Source organism: Micromonospora sp. NPDC047707 (assembly GCF_040704235.1).
Taxonomy (GTDB): domain Bacteria; phylum Actinomycetota; class Actinomycetes; order Mycobacteriales; family Micromonosporaceae; genus Micromonospora.
Genome location: NZ_JBEYSU010000001.1, coordinates 124,773 through 140,789 on the forward strand (window position 1 = coordinate 124,773; position 16,017 = coordinate 140,789).

The window sequence follows — 16,017 nt, forward strand, 5'->3', positions numbered from 1 at the left end:
CCGGTGAAGATCCTGCACACCTCCGACTGGCACGTCGGCAAGGTCCTCAAGGGAAGGTCCCGCGCCGAGGAGCACAAGGCTGTCCTCGCCGGGGTGATCGACGTCGCCCGGCGGGAACAGCCCGACCTGGTGATCGTCGCCGGGGACCTGTACGACACCGCCGCGCCCACTCCGGAGGCGACGCGGCTGGTCACCCGCGCGCTGACCGCGCTGCGCCGCACCGGCGCCGACGTCGTCGCGATCGGCGGCAACCACGACAACGGCCCGGCGCTGGACGCGCTGCGCCCGTGGGCGGAAGCCGCCGGGATCAGCCTGCGCGGCGGCGTCCGGGAGAATCCGGACGAGCACGTCGTCGACGGGACGACCGCGGGCGGCGAGCGCTGGCGGCTGGCCGCGTTGCCGTTCCTCTCCCAGCGGTACGCGATCCGCGCCGTCGAGATGTACGAGCTGACCGCCGCGGAGGCCACCCAGACGTACGCCGACCACCTCGGCCGGATCATCGCCCGGTTGACCGAGGGCTTCACCGAGCCGGACCGGGTGCACCTGGTCACCGCCCACCTGACTGTGGTCGGGGCGGCGACCGGCGGCGGCGAGCGGGACGCGCACACCGTCATGGGGTACGCCGTTCCGGCGACGGTCTTTCCCGGCACGGCGCACTACGTGGCGCTCGGCCACCTGCACCGGTCGCAGCGGGTGCAGGGCCCGTGCCCGATCCGCTACAGCGGCAGCCCCCTCGCCGTCGACTTCGGCGAGCAGGAGAACGTCCCGTCGGTGACGGTGGTCGAGGTGACCGCGACGACGGCGGCGCAGATCCGCGAGGTGCCGATCCCGGCCGCCGCCGCCCTGCGGACGGTCCGCGGCACTCTCGCCCAGCTCGCCGAGATCGAGGCGCCGGACGCCTGGCTGCGGGTCTACGTCCGGGAGCAGCCCCGCGCCGGCCTGCGGGAGGAGGTACAGGAACTGCTTCCCCGCGCCCTGGAGATCCGGATCGACCCGGAGCTGGTGCCCGCACCGGGCAGCGGCACCCGGGTCGCCCAGCGGGCCGGCCGGTCCCCGCGGGACCTGTTCGCCGACTACCTGGACAGCCGCGGCCACGACGACGAGGGCGTCCGGGACCTCTTCGACGAACTGTTCGAGGAGGTCGAGAGCTGATGCGGCCGATGCGACTGGACCTGGCCGGGTTCACCGTCTTCCGCGACGAGACGACGATCGACTTCACCGATGCCGACTTCTTCGCCCTGGTCGGGCCGACCGGCTCGGGCAAGTCGACGGTGCTCGACGCGATCTGCTTCGCGCTGTACGGCACCGTGCCCCGGTGGGGCGGCACCCGGGGCCTGGCGAACGCGCTCGCCCCGTCGGCGACGGAGGCGCGGGTCCGGCTGGTCTTCGAGTCCGGGGGCGACCGGTACGTGGCGACCCGCGTGGTGCGCCGCGACAGCCGGGGCAACGTGAAGACCGCGGGCGCGGGGCTCCAGCTCATGCCGCCGGGCTTCGACCCGGTGAAGCTGGACATTGGCCTCAGCCCGGACGACCTCGGCGAGGTGCTGGCCGGCACCGCCGCCGAGATGGACGACGCGGTGCTGACGGCGGTCGGGCTGCCGTACGAGCAGTTCACCAGCTGCGTGGTGCTGCCGCAGGGGCAGTTCGCCGACTTCCTGCACGCGAAGCCGGCGACCCGGCAGCAGATCCTGGTCAACCTGCTGGGCCTCGGCGTCTACGAGGAGGTACGGGACAAGGCGACCGCCCGGGCCGCCCAGGCGGAGGCGAAGTTCGAGGCGGTCGACCAGGCCCTCGCGGGGCTGGCGGACGCCGACGACGCCACGCTCGCCGAGGCGTCCGCCCGGGTGGACCGGATGCGGGAGCTGACCGGTGCGGTGACGGAGGCCGTACCCGAGCGGGAGGCCGCCCGCGCCGGGGCGCGGGAGGCGGGAACGGCGCTGGCCGCCCTCGACGCCGACCTGGCCGTGCTCGACGCCGTGGCCGCACCGGACGGGATGGCCGAGCTCGCCCGGGCCGTCGCCGCCGCACGGTCGGGCGCCGACGAGGCGGCCCGGGTGGTGGCCCTCGCCGAGGAGCGGGAGGAGAAGCTCCGCGGCGAGCTGGCCGCCGCCGGTGACGAGAGCGCGCTGCGCCTGCTGCTGAAGGCGTACGCGGACCGGGACAAGCTGGCCGGCGAGGCGGACGCGGTCCGGGCGGCGGTGGCCGCCGCGCACGGCGAGCACGAGGCCGCCGCGGCCACGCTGGCGGCGGCACGGGTGGCGGCCGAGCGGGCGGAGGCCGACCTGGAGGCGGCGTTCCGGGCGCACGAGGAGGCGAAGGCGACCGACCAGGCGGTGGCCCTGCGCGCGCACCTGCGTGACGGTGCCGCCTGCCCGGTCTGCGAGCAGACGGTGGCCCGGGTGCCGGCGGTGCCGCCGGGTTCGGCGGTGGCGGCTGCGGTCGCGGCGGGCAAGGCGGCCCGCGCCGCCAGCGAGGCGGCCAGGGCCGCCGTGAAGGAGCGGGACGGCGCCGCCCGCGAGCTGGAGCGGGTGCTGGTGGCGGCGCGGACCCGGCAGGAGCAGCTCGACGCGCGACTGGCCGAGCTGGACGCCCAGCTCACCGGCGCGGCCGAGCCGGCGGCCCTCCGCCGTGAGCTGGACGAGCAGGCGCGGCTGCGCCGGGCGCTGGAGGAGTCGGCGGCGGCCGTACGCGCCGGCCGGGACGCCGCGCGCCGGGCACGGGCCGCCGTGGACGCGGCCGAGGAGCGCCTGCGGACGGCGTGGCGGGCGTTCGACGCGACGCGCGACGGGCTCGCCCGCTTCGGCCCGCCCGCCGCCGACCGGGACGACCTGGCGGCCGCCTGGGCCACCCTCACCGGCTGGGCCGGCGACGAGGCGGAGCGCCGCCGGAGCGAGCGGCCCGGCCGGGTCGCGGCGGTGGCCGAGGCCGAGTCCCGGGTGACCGCCGTCGAGGAGCGGGTCGCCGGGCTGCTCGCCGACGCCGGGGTGCCGGCGGCCGACGACCCGGTCCGGGCCGCCGCGGTCGCCCTGGAACGCGCCGAGGCGGAGCTGCGGGAGCTGACCCGCCGGCGGGAGCAGGCGGGCGAGCTGCGCGAGCAGCGGGCCGGGTACGAGCGGGAGGCTCAGGTGGCCCGCGCGCTCGCCGGGCACCTGCGGGCCAACAACTTCGAGCGGTGGCTGCTCGCCGAGGCGCTCGACCTGCTGGTCGACGGTGCTTCGCGGATCCTGCGGGAACTCTCCGGCGACCAGTACGACCTGGTGCACGACAAGGGCGAGTTCTTCGTGGTCGACCACCACGACGCCGGGCTGCGGCGGGGGGTGCGCACGCTCTCCGGCGGGGAGACGTTCCAGGCCTCGCTGGCGCTGGCGCTGGCCCTGTCCGAGCAGCTCGCCGGCATGTCCACCACGGCGGCGAGCCTCGAGTCGATCGTGTTGGACGAGGGGTTCGGCACGCTCGACGCGGCCACCCTCGACACGGTCGCCGCCACGCTGGAGAATCTCGCCGCCCGGGGCGACCGGATGGTGGGCGTGGTCACCCACGTGCCGGCGCTCGCCGAACGCATCCCGGTCCGCTTCGAGGTCCGCAAGGACGCCCGGTCGGCCCGCGTCGAGCGGACCGGCCGGTGAACGCGGTCGGCGCCGTGCGAAGGCGTCCCGCGTGAGCCGGTTCTTCGTCGACGCCTGGGATCCGGCGTACGGGGCGTCGTTCGAGGCCGCCGCTGCGGGCCCGGCCGCGCCGAGCAGCGCCCAGGTCGAGGCGGACCACGAGCTGCCCGCCGTGGACTGGCGGGCGATCGGGCCGCGGCCCGGCGTCCGCCCGCCGGACGTGGTGCTCCTGGTCGACGGGGTACGCCGGATCGACGCCAGCCTGTGGACGGCCGAGGACGACGGCGGGTCGTACCCGGGCCTGGCCGCCTCGTACGCGGCCGGGGTGGTCCGTTGCGACCTGGAGCGCGGCGCGGCGCAGCTCGCCGGCGCGAAGGTCGGGCGGGGCCTGTTCACCGCCAGCCCGTCCGCCGGGGACGTGCGGGCCGGCAGCGTCCACTACCCGGTGCACCGGGTCAGCGGCACCGGCGAGCTGGCCAAGCTGCCGGCCGCGGTGCAGGGGCCGTTGACCGCGCTGGAGGTGGAGGTCTCCGGCGCGGCCCGCGCCGACGGGGACCTGCTGGTGGTGGACGGCCCGCTGCGCAACCGGCGGCAGTTGCCCCGCACGCTCGGCTACGTGAAGACCCAGCACAGCCAGTACCTGGACGCGCGCCTGACGGCCGTGGTCACGGGGTTGGCGGCCGGCGAGCGGTCCCCGGTGTTCCGGTTGGGCACCGCCTGGGGCGGTTGGTCGTGGTATCTGCGGCTGCCGGTCGCCCACGGCGCGCCGTGGGCGGGCATCGTGCGGGTGGAGTGCTCCGCCGACCTCGACGTCGCCGAGGCGGTCGCGCTGGCCGACCTGTCCGTGGTCACCCTCCCCCGCTTCGCGTCCACCCCCTACAAGGACCCGCGCGCCCCGCAGAACCTGGTGCCGATCGCCGGGTTGGAGAAGCAGCTGCGCCGGCTGCTCGGCGACGCCCGGCTGCTGCACCGGGCGCTCACCGCCGCCGCCCGCGCCTCGACGCCCCGACCGCCCGCCGCGCCGCCTCCGGGCGGCCCGCCCGCCCCGTCCCGGCTGCCGGGACCCCGGCCGGCCGTCGCTCACGAGCCCCCGGCGGCCGGCGGACCCGACTGATGGGCCGCAAGCGGGCCACCGACCGGATCGTCGCGGACGTCGACACCGGTCGGGCCGAGCTGGTGCCCGACCCGGCCCGGGCGGGTTCGTGGACGCTGCTGCTCGACGGCGCGCCGCAGTCGCACGTGGACCTCGCGGACCCCACCCACCTGGAGTTCGAGTACGTGCGGCGGCTCGCCGCCGCGATCGACCTGCTCGCCCCGGCCGGCGCGCCGCTGCGCGTGCTGCACCTGGGCGGCGGCGCGCTCACCCTGGCCCGGTACGTGTCGACCACCCGCCCCGGCTCGACCCAGCGGGTGGTCGAGGTGGACGGCGCCCTGGTGGACCTGGTCCGCCGGGAGCTGCCCTGGCCGTCCGATCCCCGGCTCCGGGTCCGGGTCGGCGACGCCCGGGCGGTGCTCGCCGGCACCCGCGAGGCCAGCGTCGACGTGGTGGTCGCCGACGTGTTCACCGGTGCCCGCACTCCGGCCCACCTGACCTCGGTGGAGTACGCGGCCGAGGTGGCCCGGGTGCTCCGGCCGACCGGCTGGTACCTGGCCAACGTCGCCGACGGGCCGCCGCTGCGGCACGCCCGCCGTCAGGTCGCCACGGTCCGGTCGGTGCTGCCGAGCCTGGCGCTGGTCGGGGACGCGGCCGTGCTGCGGGGCCGCCGCTACGGCAACCTCGTGCTGCTCGCCGGGCGTGCCGACCCGCCGCTGCCGGAGCTGACCAGGCGGGTCGCCGGGGACTGGTTCCCCGGCCGGGTGGTGACCGGCGAGGAGCTGGACCGCTTCGCCGGCGGCGCTGCCGTCGTGCACGACGCCGACGCCACCGACTCGACGCCACCGCCGCCGGGAATTTTCTCGGTCCGCCGTTGATCCGTCCGGCCGCCGGATGCGTACCAACGGACGGCCAGCCCGTGGGGGGACGGCCGCAGTCATCTCCCGGAGGTCTGCATGCATGCGGTGGCGGCCGGCTGGCACGGTGACAGGGTGCGTCCGGGCTGGATGTCCGCGCGTTCCCAGTCCCGGCCGAGCGCGTCTGCACGCGGGGTCGACGCACGACAGGTCCCTCGCCAGAATGGGCCGGTGACGCCCCGACCCGCTCCCGGACGCCACCAGGCGGCGCCGTCCGCCGAGGCGAGCCACTCGGATCATCTGGTCCGGCTCCTCTACGCCGAGCACGCCGGCCCGTTGCTGGCCTTCGTCATGCGGCTGACCGGTGGGGACCGGCAGCGGGCGGAGGACATCGTCCAGGAGACCCTGCTGCGGGCGTGGCGCAACGCGCACCGGCTCGGCGCGCAGGGTCAGGGCTCGCTGCGCCCCTGGCTGGTGACCGTGGCCCGCCGCATCGCCATCGACGAGCACCGCAGCGAGCAGGCCCGGCCGGCCGAGACGTACGACCGGGACCTGACCGCGTTCGCCGAGGCGGACAGCACCGACCGGGTGCTGCGCACGATGACGGTGGCGGACGCGCTGCGTACGCTGAGTCAGTCGCACCGGGAGATCCTGGTCGCGACCTACTTCCGGGGCCGGACGGTCCCGGAGGCCGCCGAGGAGCTGGGCCTTCCGCTCGGCACGGCGAAATCACGGGTCTACTACGCGCTGCGCGCCCTGCGCACGGCTCTGCAGGAACGGGGGGTGACGGAATGAGCCGGGCGGACCACATGGACGTCGCCGCGTACGCGCTCGGCGTGCTGGACGAGCACGACACCGAGCGGTTCGAGGAGCACCTCGCCACCTGCTGGGCCTGCGCGGCCGAGCTGGAGACGATGGTGCCGGTGGTCGGGCTGCTCTCCGGCATCGACGGCGAGACGATGAGCGCCCTGGAGCAGACGCAGACCGATCCGGCGTTGCTGGACCGGACGCTGGTGGCGGTGCGGGCGCACCGGCGGCGGACCCGGTTCCGGCAGGTGCTCGCCACAGCCGCCGCCGTGGTGGTCTTCGGCGGGCTGACCGGGGTCGGCTTCGCCAACATCGTGGCGGACAGCGCTCCGCCGCGGGTGGACGCCCAGCCCACCACCGGCCCGACCGGCCCGGTCGTACCCCGGTCCAGCGGCCCGGACGACATCGGTATCGGTGGCGACAAGGGTCTGCCCGAGGGCAAGCGGCACGACGAGGTGGACGGCACCACCGGCGTGGAGGCGTCGTTCTTCGTCGCGAAGAAGGAGTTCGGCACCAACGTGAACTTCATCCTGGCGAAACTGCCCGGCCCCCGCACCTGCCGACTGGTGGTGGTCCGCGACAACAACACCAGTGAGGTTCTCTCCACCTGGTCCGTCCCGGGTGGCGGGTACGGCACCAACACCAACTCCAACAAGTTGACGCTGAGTGCCGCGACCGCGACCCCGGTCGCTCAGATCAAGCACTTCCAGGTGCAGTCGGTGGACGCGAACGGGGTGGCCAGCCCGCTGGTCACGATCCCGATCGACTGACCGAAGCCACACGTATCGGCGCCGGCCGCATTGGCCGGCGCCGATCAGGCGTTCCCTTGACAAAATTGCCTCTCGCGTCCACACACGAATCGTCGACCGGATCGGTTCAACCATTCTTCAGTGAAGTTGGCCACTGTTCCACATTCAACCTTGACAGCGCGCCGCCCGTATCTCCCGGTGAACTGCCAAGAATGAGGAGGGCACGTGGCACAGATGAAGCGGACCGTCATCGTCGCGAGTGCGATGGTCGCACTTACGGCCTGCGCTCCCGCGGGCTACGACGGGGCGAACTCCAGCGCCGCCGAGCCGGTCGCCGTCGCCGCGGCCGAGCCCACCGCGGCTGTCGAACCTGAGGCGACCGCGACCGCCTCCGCGGCACCGCCGGCGGACGACGTCGCCCCCCAGCAACCGCCCGCCAACGTCGATCTCACCGAGACACTCATCGCCAAGAAGGTCGCGCGGATGGGCAGCGTCGTCACCGACCAGGACGGGTGGATCCTCTACCGCTTCGACAAGGACACCAACGACCCGGCGGCCTCGAACTGCGTCGACAAGTGCGCGGAGGTGTGGCCCCCGGCGCTGACCGACGGCGAGCCGCAGCTCAACAACGTCGCCGACGACCTGGTCGGCACCATCACCCGGCAGGACGGCACCCGCCAGATCACGCTGGACGGCTGGCCGCTGTACCGCTACATCGGCGACAAGAAGCCCGGCCAGTGGAAGGGCCAGGGCGTCGGTGGCACCTGGTTCGTGGTCGCCCCGGACGGCAAGAAGAACCTGACCTGCCTGCCGACCGGCACGCCGAAGCCCGTCGCGCCGCCGTCGGACGCGGAGAAGGACGGGGGCTCCGACTACTGACCCCGGTCCACCCCGGACCCGGTGGCCGGTCGGAGGAGGGAGGGCCGGCCGGCCACCGTCGCCAGATCCGGACGCCGGGCGTACCGGCAACGCCCACGCGTCCGACCGCGGCGCCGGCCCGTTCCAGCGGGCCGGCGCCGCGCCACGACGGCCACCGGCCGTCACGCAGCCCCGGCGCGGACGTGGGCGGCGGTCGCCCCGCCGGCAGGCGGCCCGCCGCGGTCCCCCAACCCGCACCCACGGCCGGATCCCGGCCGGTCCGCCCCGGTGAGGACGACACCGTCGGCGCCCCAGGCGCCGGCGGTGTCGTCCGTCACCGGCACCACGCGTGGCAGCATGTCCGGGTGACCGGGACCGAACCCTCCGCCCGCCGGGTGCTGCGCCCACCCGCCGGGTACCGGCTGGCCGCGTCGGTCCGGTCGCTCACCTTCAGCCCGTACGATCCCTGCGCGCGCGTCGCCGCCGGGACCTTCTGGTGGGCCACCCGCACCCCGGCCGGACCGGCGACCCTCGCCCTGCGGCCGGTCGCGGGCGACCTCCTGGCCGAGGGGTACGGCCCCGGCGCCGACTGGGTCGTGGAGCGGGCCGACGCGGTCGCCGGGCTCCGGGACGATCTGAGCGGTTTCGCCGAGCTGGCCGCCTCCCACCCGGTCGTGGCCGAGCTGGCGGCTCGGCACCGCGGGCTCCGGATGCCCGCCACCGGCCAGGTGTTTCCCCGGCTGCTGCGGGCCGTCTTCGAACAGAAGGTCACCGGCAAGGAGGCCTATCGGGCGTACGCCGCGACCGTTCGCCACTTCCGGGCGGCGGCCCCCGGCCCGGTGGCGTTGCTGCTCCCGCCGGAGCCGGCGGCGGTGGCCGCCACCCCGTACTGGGTCTTCCACCCCTTCGGGGTCGAGCAGCGACGCGCGGACACGCTGCGCCGCGCCGCCGCGGTGGCCGACCGGCTGGAACGCTGCGCGGACTCCGCCGAGGCGACACGCCGACTCACCGCCGTCGCGGGGATCGGGCCGTGGACCGCCGCCGAGGTGGTACGCGTCGCGTACGGCGACCCGGACGCGGTCAGCGTCGGCGACTACCACGTGCCGAACACCGTGGCCTGGGCACTGGCCGGTGAGGCACGCGGGGACGACGCCCGGATGCTCGCCCTGCTGGAGCCGTTCCGGGGGCACCGGGGCCGCGTCTGCGTCCTGCTGGAGGCCGCCGGCATCCAGGCGCCGAAGTTCGGCCCCCGCGCACCGATCCGCTCCTTCGCGCGGTTCTAGGGCCCGCAGAGGCGGCGCAGCGTCCGGCCCAGCCACCAGGCGTACCCGTGCTGCACGCCCCGGGCCGCCGGACCGGCGGCGCGCACGAACCAGCGGTCCGGGACGCTGAACGCCACCACCTCGAACCGGACGTGGCCGGCGGCGTCCCGGCTGACCAGGAACGCCTCCTCCCCGCGCTCCGGGTGGCCCGGCCGGGTGCCGTACCCGAATCCGGCCCGCTTCGGGCCGTCCTCGGTCCACACCACCTCGCAGGGGCCCCAGATCCGCAGCGGGCCGACGCCCAGCCCGGGGGCGACCGCGACTCCCGGTGCGGCGCGCGGGGCGTCGGTGCGCATCCGCACCCCGGCCGCGCGGTGCAGCCGCCAGGTGAGGACCGCCTCGGCCGCGGTGGCGAAGGCGCCGTCCGGGAGGCGGAAGCGGTGTCGCAGGTGGTGGTAACCGTCGGGCAGCCGCCCGTCACGGGTCGCACCCACCTCGGCGTAGGTCAGGTCGGGCACGGGATCACAGTGCCACGGCACCCTCACCCCCGGTACGCGGGGCACCGCGGACCGGGCGGGCTGTGGTTGGCTGGGCCGGTGACCGCACCTCCGCTGATCGCCCCCGCGACCCCCGCCGACGCCGGGGAGATCCTGACCGTGCAGCGCGCCGCCTACCTGACCGAGGCGCAGCGTTACGCCGATCCGTTCCTGCCACCGCTCACCGAGACGCTCGACGAGGTGCGCGCGGCGGTGGCCGGGCCGCAGACCATCCTCACCGCCCGGCTCGGCAGCCGGCTGGTCGGGTCCGTCCGCATCCGCGTCGAGGGCGACATCGCGCACGTGGGCCGGCTGTCGGTCGCACCGGACCAGCAGGGCCGGGGCATCGGCGGGCGGCTGCTGCGGGCGGTCGAGGCGGTGGTGGCCGCGCGCGTCTGCCGCTTCGCCCTGTTCACCGGCGCGGACAGCGCGGACAACCTCCGGCTGTACCAGCGGCACGGCTACCGGGTCGTGGGACACGATTCGGACCCGAACGGCGTCCGGCTGGCCCTGCTGGAGAAGCCGGTCCCGCTCCGCTGCTGATCGACCGGCCCCGCCGGCCGGGCGGCTTCGCGTGCTGGCTCGCCGGTCCGGCGTCCCGGCTGGTCAGGCGGCCTCGCGCAGGTCGGCCAGTTCCAGCGGCGTGTGCCGACGCAGCAGCTCGGCCAGCTCGTCGACGGTGCCGACCTCGCCGAGCACGTTCTTGCCGCCGCCGTACCGCACCGGGTAGCGGTGCACCAGCCGGTACCGGTATCGGCCGCGGATCAGCTCGACACTCACCCGCCACCGCCCACAGCACCCGCAGACCCACTCCCGCACCCGGCGAAAGTAGCTCTGACCTGCGGATTTCCGATTGCCTCGGCAGCGCCGAAGGGGGACGGCGAGGGACAGGCCGCCCGTCGGCCGGCGGTGATCCTCCTCACGGTTGTCGGTGCCGTCTGGTTGACTGGTCGCCGTGAAGCTGCCGATCACCCCGCCGGTCGAGCCGATGCTCGCCAAGAGCGTCCCGCGGGTCCCCACCGCACCCGGGATGACGTATGAGCCGAAGTGGGACGGCTTCCGGTGCATCGTGTTCCGCGACGGCGACGAGGTCGAGCTGGCCAGCCGGGGCGGCAAGTCGATGACGCGCTACTTCCCGGAGGTGGTCGAGCAGGCCCGCCGGCAGCTCCCCGAGCGCTGCGCGGTCGACGGCGAGCTGATCGTGATCCGGCGCGACGGGCCCGGTGGTCAGCCCCGGCTCGACTTCGAGCTGCTGGCCCAGCGCATCCACCCGGCCGCGTCCCGGGTGAAGCTGCTGGCCGAGACCACCCCCGCCGACTTCGTCGCGTTCGACCTGCTCGCTCTCGACGACGAGACGTTCCTCGACCTGCCCTACCCGGAGCGCCGGGCCCGGCTCGAGGCGGCGCTGGCCGGGGTCCGGCCGCCGGTGCACGTCACCCAGATCACCACCGATCCGCAGACGGCCCACCGCTGGTTCGACCTGTTCGAGGGTGCCGGGCTCGACGGGTTGATCGCGAAGCCGGCCGACCTGCCCTACGAGCCGGGCAAGCGGCTGATGTTCAAGGTCAAGCACGCGCGCACCGCCGACGTCGTGGTGGCGGGTTTCCGCTGGCACAAGTCCGGCCCGGTGGTCGGCTCGCTCCTGCTCGGCCTCTACGACGACGAGGGCGTGCTGCACCACATCGGGGTGAGCGCGTCGTTCACCATGGCCCGGCGCGAGGAGCTGCTGACGGAGCTGGAGCCGTACCGGGACGGTGGCGCGGACCATCCGTGGGTGCACGGCGACCACGAGCGCGGGCAGCGCATCCCGGGTGGGGTCAGCCGCTGGACCGGCGGGAAGAACCTGGAGTGGGAGCCGCTGCGTCCCGAGCTCGTCGTCGAGGTGGGCTACGACGCGATGGAGGGTGACCGGTTCCGCCACACCGCCCGCTTCGTCCGGTGGCGGCCGGACCGGGACCCCCGCTCCTGCCGCTACGACCAGCTCGACCGTCCGGTCCGTTTCGACGTCGACCAGGTGCTGCGCGGTGACCCGGCGAGCGTCGGCCCCGCGTCCGGGCCGGCCTAGCCGGCCGCCCCGATCACGAAAGGCACCCTCGTGGTTCGCTCCTCCGCCCGCCGGTCCGCCCTCGCCGCCCTGGCCGCCGTCACGCTGCTGGTGTCCGGCTGCACCCTGCCGGCGTTCGCGCCACGGGTCGACACCCAAGGCGAGACGGCCGCGGCCGGCACCGCCCCGACCTGGCGGGCCTGCCCGGAGGTCGCCGAGGACCTGGTCGGGCGCACCGCGCCGACCATGCGGTACGAGTGCGCCACCATCGAGGTCCCGAGCAACTGGGGCACCGGCACCGGTGCCACCTCCGGGCCCGGCGCGAGCATGACGTTCGAGATCGCGCTTCTGCGGGCGCGATCCACGAAACAGCACGACCGGATCGGCTCACTGGTGATCAACCCGGGCGGCCCCGGCGGTTCCGGCGTGGACACCGCCGTCTACCTCTCCTTCGGCCCAGCCCTGGGCGGGCTCCCGACTGCCATCACCGACCGTTTCGACATCGTCGGCTTCGACCCGCGCGGCGTGGCCCGCTCCAGTCCGGTGAAGTGCATCCTCGACGTACACCTGGACGAGACCTTCGGTTACGACCCCGACCCAAGGAGTCAGCAGGCCTTCGACCGGTTCGTCGCGCTCAACCAGCGGATCGGCCAGGGCTGCGGCGACAAGTACCGCGACCGGCTCGTGCTGTACGGCACCGAGCAGGCCGCCCGCGACATGGACGCGGTCCGGGCCGCCGTCGGCGACGACAAGCTGACCTACCTGGGCTACTCGTACGGCACCCTGCTGGGTGCCACGTACGCCCAGCTCTACCCGCAGCGGGTCCGCGCGCTGGTGCTCGACGGCGCGGTGGACCCGCGGCTGGGTCTGGTCGCCAGCTCGGAGAACCAGGCCAAGGGCTTCGAGCGCGCCTTCGACAACTTCTCCCGCTGGTGCGCCGCCAACGCGGGCCGCTGCCCGATCGCGCCCGACGCCCGCGCGGCGGTCACCGGCGCCATCGACAAGGCGCGGGTCTCGCCCATCCGGGGCGACGGCGGCCGCGACGCGACCCCGGGATGGATCTTCTACGCCGTGGTCTCCTCCCTCTACACGGAGGAGGGCTGGCAGGAACTGGCCGAGGCGATCGACCAGTTCGAGGGAGGCGACGCGACCAAGGTGTTCGACCTCGCGGACGCGTACACGGGCCGTGACGAGAACGGCCGCTACTCCAACCTGTTCGACGCCAACCTCGCCGTGAACTGCGCCGACGAGGAGGAGAAGCCGAGCCGGGAGCAGATCCGGCAGCTCCAGACGCGGTGGCGCCAGGCGTACCCGCTGTTCGGCCCGGCGCTGGCCGTCGGCATGCTCACCTGCGCCGAGTGGCCCGGCGGGCGCGACCCGTACCCGACCGGGCGGGCGGAGGGCGCGCCGCCGATCCTGGTGGTCGGCACCACCGGTGACCCGGCGACCCCGTACGAGCAGACGCCGGCGCTCGCCGGGATGCTGGGCGTGGGCCGGGTGCTGACCTGGGAGGGCGAGGGGCACACCGCCTACCCGCAGACGTCCTGCGTCACCGCGGCGGTCGACGCTTACCTGATCTCGTTGACCGTTCCCAGGGAGGGGCTTCGCTGCCCGGCCCGCTGACCGGCTGCTCCGGCGGCAGGTCGGGCAGTTCGATGCCGTGCCGCGCGGCGATCTCCTCCAGCAGCGCCCGCATCCGGCGTACGTCCGCCTTGAGCTGCTCCTGCTCGTCGTGCTCGAACGCGTCGTCGTCCACGATGAGTCGGCTGGCGAAGTGGGCGGTGATCAGTGGGATGACCAACAGCACCATGGTGGAGATGAGCAGCGCGGCGAGGGTCCGTCCCGCCCAGGTGGTCGGTGAGATGTCGCCGTAGCCGACGGTGGAGGCGGTCACCACCGCCCACCACACCGCGTCGGCGGGGCTTCGGTTCTCCACCTCGCCGTAGATGATGCCGGCGATCACGATCATCAGCAGGTACGACGCGATCAACGTCCGGGGTGAGTTCGCGAACCAGACCAGCCCCCGGTAGATCCACCGGAACGGCAGCAGGAGGACGTCCATGGGGCACCATGCTGCCCGCTGCCCGCAACCACCGCTCACACATCCGCCGGTGTCCCTGTGCCAGGCTCGGCGGCATGATCTTCCGTGAAGCCGTCCGGGCCGACCTGCCCGCCGTCATCGCCCTGCTCGCCGACGACGTGCTCGGCCGGACACGGGACCGCACCGAAGTCGACGAGCAGTACGAGCGCGCCTTCGGCGACATCACCGCCGACCCGCGCAACCAGCTCATCGTCGCCGAGGCCGACGGCGAACTGCTCGGCTGCATGCAGCTCACCTACATCCCGGGGCTGGGCCGGCACGGCACCGAGCGGCAGCTCATCGAGGCGGTCCGCGTCCGCTCCGACCAGCGCGGGCGCGGGCTCGGCCGGCAGATGATGACCTGGGCGATCGGCCAGGCGCGGGCCCGCGGCTGCGGGCTGGTCCAGCTCACCACCGACAAGTCCCGCCACGACGCGCACCGCTTCTACCTGGGACTCGGCTTCGTGGCCAGCCACGAGGGCATGAAGCTACCGCTCTGACCCCACCCGGGGCGGTCAGCCGTCAGGCCGTCGACGCCGGCCGGTCATCCCGCGACCCGGGCCAGCGCAGGCCCGCTTCCTCGGCGGCGTCCCGGGCCCGCTCGACGAACCGCGACACGCTGCCGTCCAACTCGGCCAGCTCGGCAGGACCGAGCAGCAGCACCGGCCGGCCGTCGGTCACGGCGAGCACGCAGGGCGTACGGCCCTCGCTCGCGGCGTGGATGTCGGCGTTGCGCTCGTTGAGGTGCACAAGCTGAACCGGAACGCCCAGGGTGGGGACGACGTCCCGCCATTCCCGCTTCGGCCCGAAGCCGCGGTGGGTGATGTCGCAGAGGGCGCACTCCGTGGTGCCCCGGAGCTTGCCGACGAGGTACGCCAGCTCACCACGGAGGCCACCGTCGGCGTGGTAGACGCCGACCAGCCGTCGGATCACACCGGTCGAGGGGGTCATGCCACCCATTCTGCCGGTCAGCGCGGTGAATCGACGTCTCGCCCGGGACCGACGCCGAGCACCAGGTAGCGGCGACCTACCAGGTGTCCCGGGAAGCCCCATGGTGCGGTTCAGTCGCCGGAGAAGCCGGTGAAGTGGATCTGCGCTGGGCGGCACGCCAGTCCGCGAGGAGGTACTCGTTGATCCCGCTGCCGTCGTGGGCGGGGTCCAGTCTGGCGCGAAACTCGTCCTCAGCCAGGGCATACAGCGGGTTGGGCTCCTCGCGGTAGTACGCGCCCTCGGCATATACGTCCTGACGTAGCTGTTCAAGCGCGGTGGCCACGTCCGACTGGTAGGTAACGCTGTACGACCATCCCGAAGCGCCCACGTTCTCCCCGCTCGATGTCGATTGGCCGAGGGCCGACGCTAGTCCACCGGCACCCGGTACACCACCTCGTAGTGCGGGCCCAGGACGATATCGGCAGTCTCCACCGCCAGTGGCCCGGCGTAGTACGTCCGCTCGATGACGAGAACGTGCGACCCGCGCGCCGTCAGCTCCAGCCCCTCGATCTCCGCTGGGCTGGCCGGTCTGGTGGTGACTCTCTCCTCGAACGCGTCGATTCGAACGCCGATCGTGTCCATACGGGCCACCACGCCCACCGCCGCGCCCTCCTCGGGCCATTCAACCGGTGTCCCTCCGGTGATGGCGAGCGGTTCGTGGGACTCCGACAGCTGGATGGGATGACCGTCGGAGCGAAACCGGTAGCGGGTGCGCATCACCGGGTCTCCGGGGTCGATCCCGAGTCTGGCCGCAACGGCAGGAGTAGCGGTGGTGTGTTCGCTGCTGTGCTCCCAGTCAGGCCGCTGGCCGGCGGCGGTGGCGTCGCGGGCGAATGGTGAGGTCGGACCGGTGGCGGTGCGCAGGTCCCGGCCGTGGGCCCGCCGGGTGAGTCGACGGACCTGGCGTACGTAGTTGCCTGACCCGCGTCGACCCTCGATCAGTCCTTCGCCTTGCAGGATCGACAGGGCCGCTTTGACGACGGTCGTGGACACGCCGAACTGTTGCCGTAGCTGAGCTTCGGTGGGCAGCTTGTCGCCGGGACGAAGCGTCCCGTCACTGATCATGCCGCGCAGGGCTGTGGCGATGCGCAGATAAGCGGGGGCTGTGGGCATGACGGAAGTGCCCTCCTTTCCGG

17 protein-coding genes and 1 pseudogene are annotated in these 16,017 nt (G+C 74.4%); 12 read left to right on the forward strand and 6 right to left on the reverse strand.

Annotation, left to right across the window (positions count from 1 at the left end; translation table 11 throughout):
• Nucleotides 1-3: 3 nt before the first annotated feature.
• The 8 genes and pseudogenes from AB0873_RS00635 to AB0873_RS00670 all read left to right on the forward strand — a co-directional run bounded on the left by AB0873_RS00635 (nucleotide 4) and on the right by AB0873_RS00670 (nucleotide 9,252).
• A complete protein-coding gene (locus AB0873_RS00635; protein ID WP_155333376.1) occupies nucleotides 4-1,152 on the forward strand; it encodes an exonuclease SbcCD subunit D in 1,149 nt (382 codons plus the stop codon).
• On the forward strand, nucleotides 1,152-3,626 hold the full coding sequence (locus tag AB0873_RS00640) for an SMC family ATPase (protein ID WP_366597839.1): 2,475 nt from the start codon (nucleotides 1,152-1,154) through the stop codon (nucleotides 3,624-3,626). The genes AB0873_RS00635 and AB0873_RS00640 overlap by 1 nt, the downstream gene beginning before the upstream one ends.
• A 31-nt stretch (nucleotides 3,627-3,657) precedes the next feature.
• Nucleotides 3,658-4,641 (forward strand): annotated as a pseudogene (locus AB0873_RS00645) (hypothetical protein); the annotation flags it as partial.
• 77 nt (nucleotides 4,642-4,718) lie between these two features.
• Nucleotides 4,719-5,576, forward strand: coding sequence for a fused MFS/spermidine synthase (locus AB0873_RS00650; RefSeq protein WP_366597841.1), 858 nt, complete (start codon nucleotides 4,719-4,721; stop codon nucleotides 5,574-5,576).
• Between the two features lie 78 nt (nucleotides 5,577-5,654).
• Complete coding sequence (locus AB0873_RS00655) at nucleotides 5,655-6,350, forward strand: sigma-70 family RNA polymerase sigma factor (protein WP_155333379.1); 696 nt, start codon at nucleotides 5,655-5,657, stop codon at nucleotides 6,348-6,350.
• On the forward strand, nucleotides 6,347-7,132 hold the full coding sequence (locus AB0873_RS00660; RefSeq protein ID WP_155333380.1) for an anti-sigma factor: 786 nt from the start codon (nucleotides 6,347-6,349) through the stop codon (nucleotides 7,130-7,132). Before AB0873_RS00655 ends, AB0873_RS00660 begins: the two co-directional genes overlap by 4 nt.
• A 204-nt stretch (nucleotides 7,133-7,336) precedes the next feature.
• Nucleotides 7,337-7,990 (forward strand): hypothetical protein, encoded by a 654-nt coding sequence (locus AB0873_RS00665; RefSeq protein WP_155333381.1) that lies wholly within the window; start codon nucleotides 7,337-7,339, stop codon nucleotides 7,988-7,990.
• 344 nt (nucleotides 7,991-8,334) lie between these two features.
• Entirely contained in the window at nucleotides 8,335-9,252 is a 918-nt protein-coding gene (locus AB0873_RS00670) for a DNA-3-methyladenine glycosylase 2 family protein (RefSeq protein ID WP_366597843.1), read from the forward strand.
• Here AB0873_RS00670 and AB0873_RS00675 read toward each other — a convergent pair.
• Entirely contained in the window at nucleotides 9,249-9,749 is a 501-nt protein-coding gene (locus tag AB0873_RS00675) for a DUF1990 domain-containing protein (RefSeq protein ID WP_366597844.1), read from the reverse strand. The genes AB0873_RS00670 and AB0873_RS00675 overlap by 4 nt on opposite strands.
• Nucleotides 9,750-9,827: 78 nt before the next feature.
• On the opposite strand from AB0873_RS00675, the gene AB0873_RS00680 reads away from it, so the two are divergent.
• Nucleotides 9,828-10,310 carry a GNAT family N-acetyltransferase gene (locus tag AB0873_RS00680; RefSeq protein ID WP_366597846.1) on the forward strand — a complete coding sequence of 161 codons (483 nt, stop codon included), beginning with the start codon at nucleotides 9,828-9,830 and terminating at the stop codon, nucleotides 10,308-10,310.
• Nucleotides 10,311-10,373: 63 nt separating this feature from the next.
• Here the strand turns inward: AB0873_RS00680 and AB0873_RS00685 are convergent, their stop codons facing one another.
• Nucleotides 10,374-10,586, reverse strand: a complete 213-nt coding sequence (locus AB0873_RS00685) for a hypothetical protein (protein WP_155333385.1) — start codon at nucleotides 10,584-10,586, stop codon at nucleotides 10,374-10,376.
• Nucleotides 10,587-10,722: 136 nt separating this feature from the next.
• Between AB0873_RS00685 and AB0873_RS00690 the strand changes: the two genes are divergently transcribed.
• Together AB0873_RS00690 and AB0873_RS00695 are read left to right on the forward strand one after the other, a co-directional pair.
• Entirely contained in the window at nucleotides 10,723-11,832 is a 1,110-nt protein-coding gene (locus tag AB0873_RS00690; protein ID WP_366597847.1) for an ATP-dependent DNA ligase, read from the forward strand.
• A gap of 30 nt (nucleotides 11,833-11,862) precedes the next feature.
• Nucleotides 11,863-13,434 (forward strand): alpha/beta hydrolase, encoded by a 1,572-nt coding sequence (locus AB0873_RS00695; protein WP_366597848.1) that lies wholly within the window; start codon nucleotides 11,863-11,865, stop codon nucleotides 13,432-13,434.
• On the opposite strand, the gene AB0873_RS00700 is transcribed toward AB0873_RS00695, so the two are convergent.
• On the reverse strand, nucleotides 13,361-13,873 hold the full coding sequence (locus AB0873_RS00700) for a potassium channel family protein (RefSeq protein ID WP_155333388.1): 513 nt from the start codon (nucleotides 13,871-13,873) through the stop codon (nucleotides 13,361-13,363). The genes AB0873_RS00695 and AB0873_RS00700 overlap by 74 nt on opposite strands.
• A 74-nt stretch (nucleotides 13,874-13,947) precedes the next feature.
• Here AB0873_RS00700 and AB0873_RS00705 point away from each other — a divergent pair, with 74 nt between their 5' ends.
• A complete protein-coding gene (locus tag AB0873_RS00705; protein WP_366597850.1) occupies nucleotides 13,948-14,391 on the forward strand; it encodes a GNAT family N-acetyltransferase in 444 nt (147 codons plus the stop codon).
• A 22-nt stretch (nucleotides 14,392-14,413) separates the two neighbouring features.
• On the opposite strand, the gene AB0873_RS00710 is transcribed toward AB0873_RS00705, so the two are convergent.
• From AB0873_RS00710 to AB0873_RS00720, 3 genes are all read right to left on the reverse strand, one after another.
• The gene (locus AB0873_RS00710) at nucleotides 14,414-14,842 is read right to left on the reverse strand and encodes a hypothetical protein (RefSeq protein WP_366597851.1); all 429 of its coding nucleotides are present in this window, start codon (nucleotides 14,840-14,842) and stop codon (nucleotides 14,414-14,416) included.
• Between the two features lie 76 nt (nucleotides 14,843-14,918).
• The gene (locus AB0873_RS00715; protein WP_366597853.1) at nucleotides 14,919-15,164 is read right to left on the reverse strand and encodes a hypothetical protein; all 246 of its coding nucleotides are present in this window, start codon (nucleotides 15,162-15,164) and stop codon (nucleotides 14,919-14,921) included.
• 83 nt (nucleotides 15,165-15,247) lie between these two features.
• Nucleotides 15,248-15,994, reverse strand: coding sequence for a GntR family transcriptional regulator (locus AB0873_RS00720; protein ID WP_366597854.1), 747 nt, complete (start codon nucleotides 15,992-15,994; stop codon nucleotides 15,248-15,250).
• Nucleotides 15,995-16,017 lie beyond the last annotated feature (23 nt).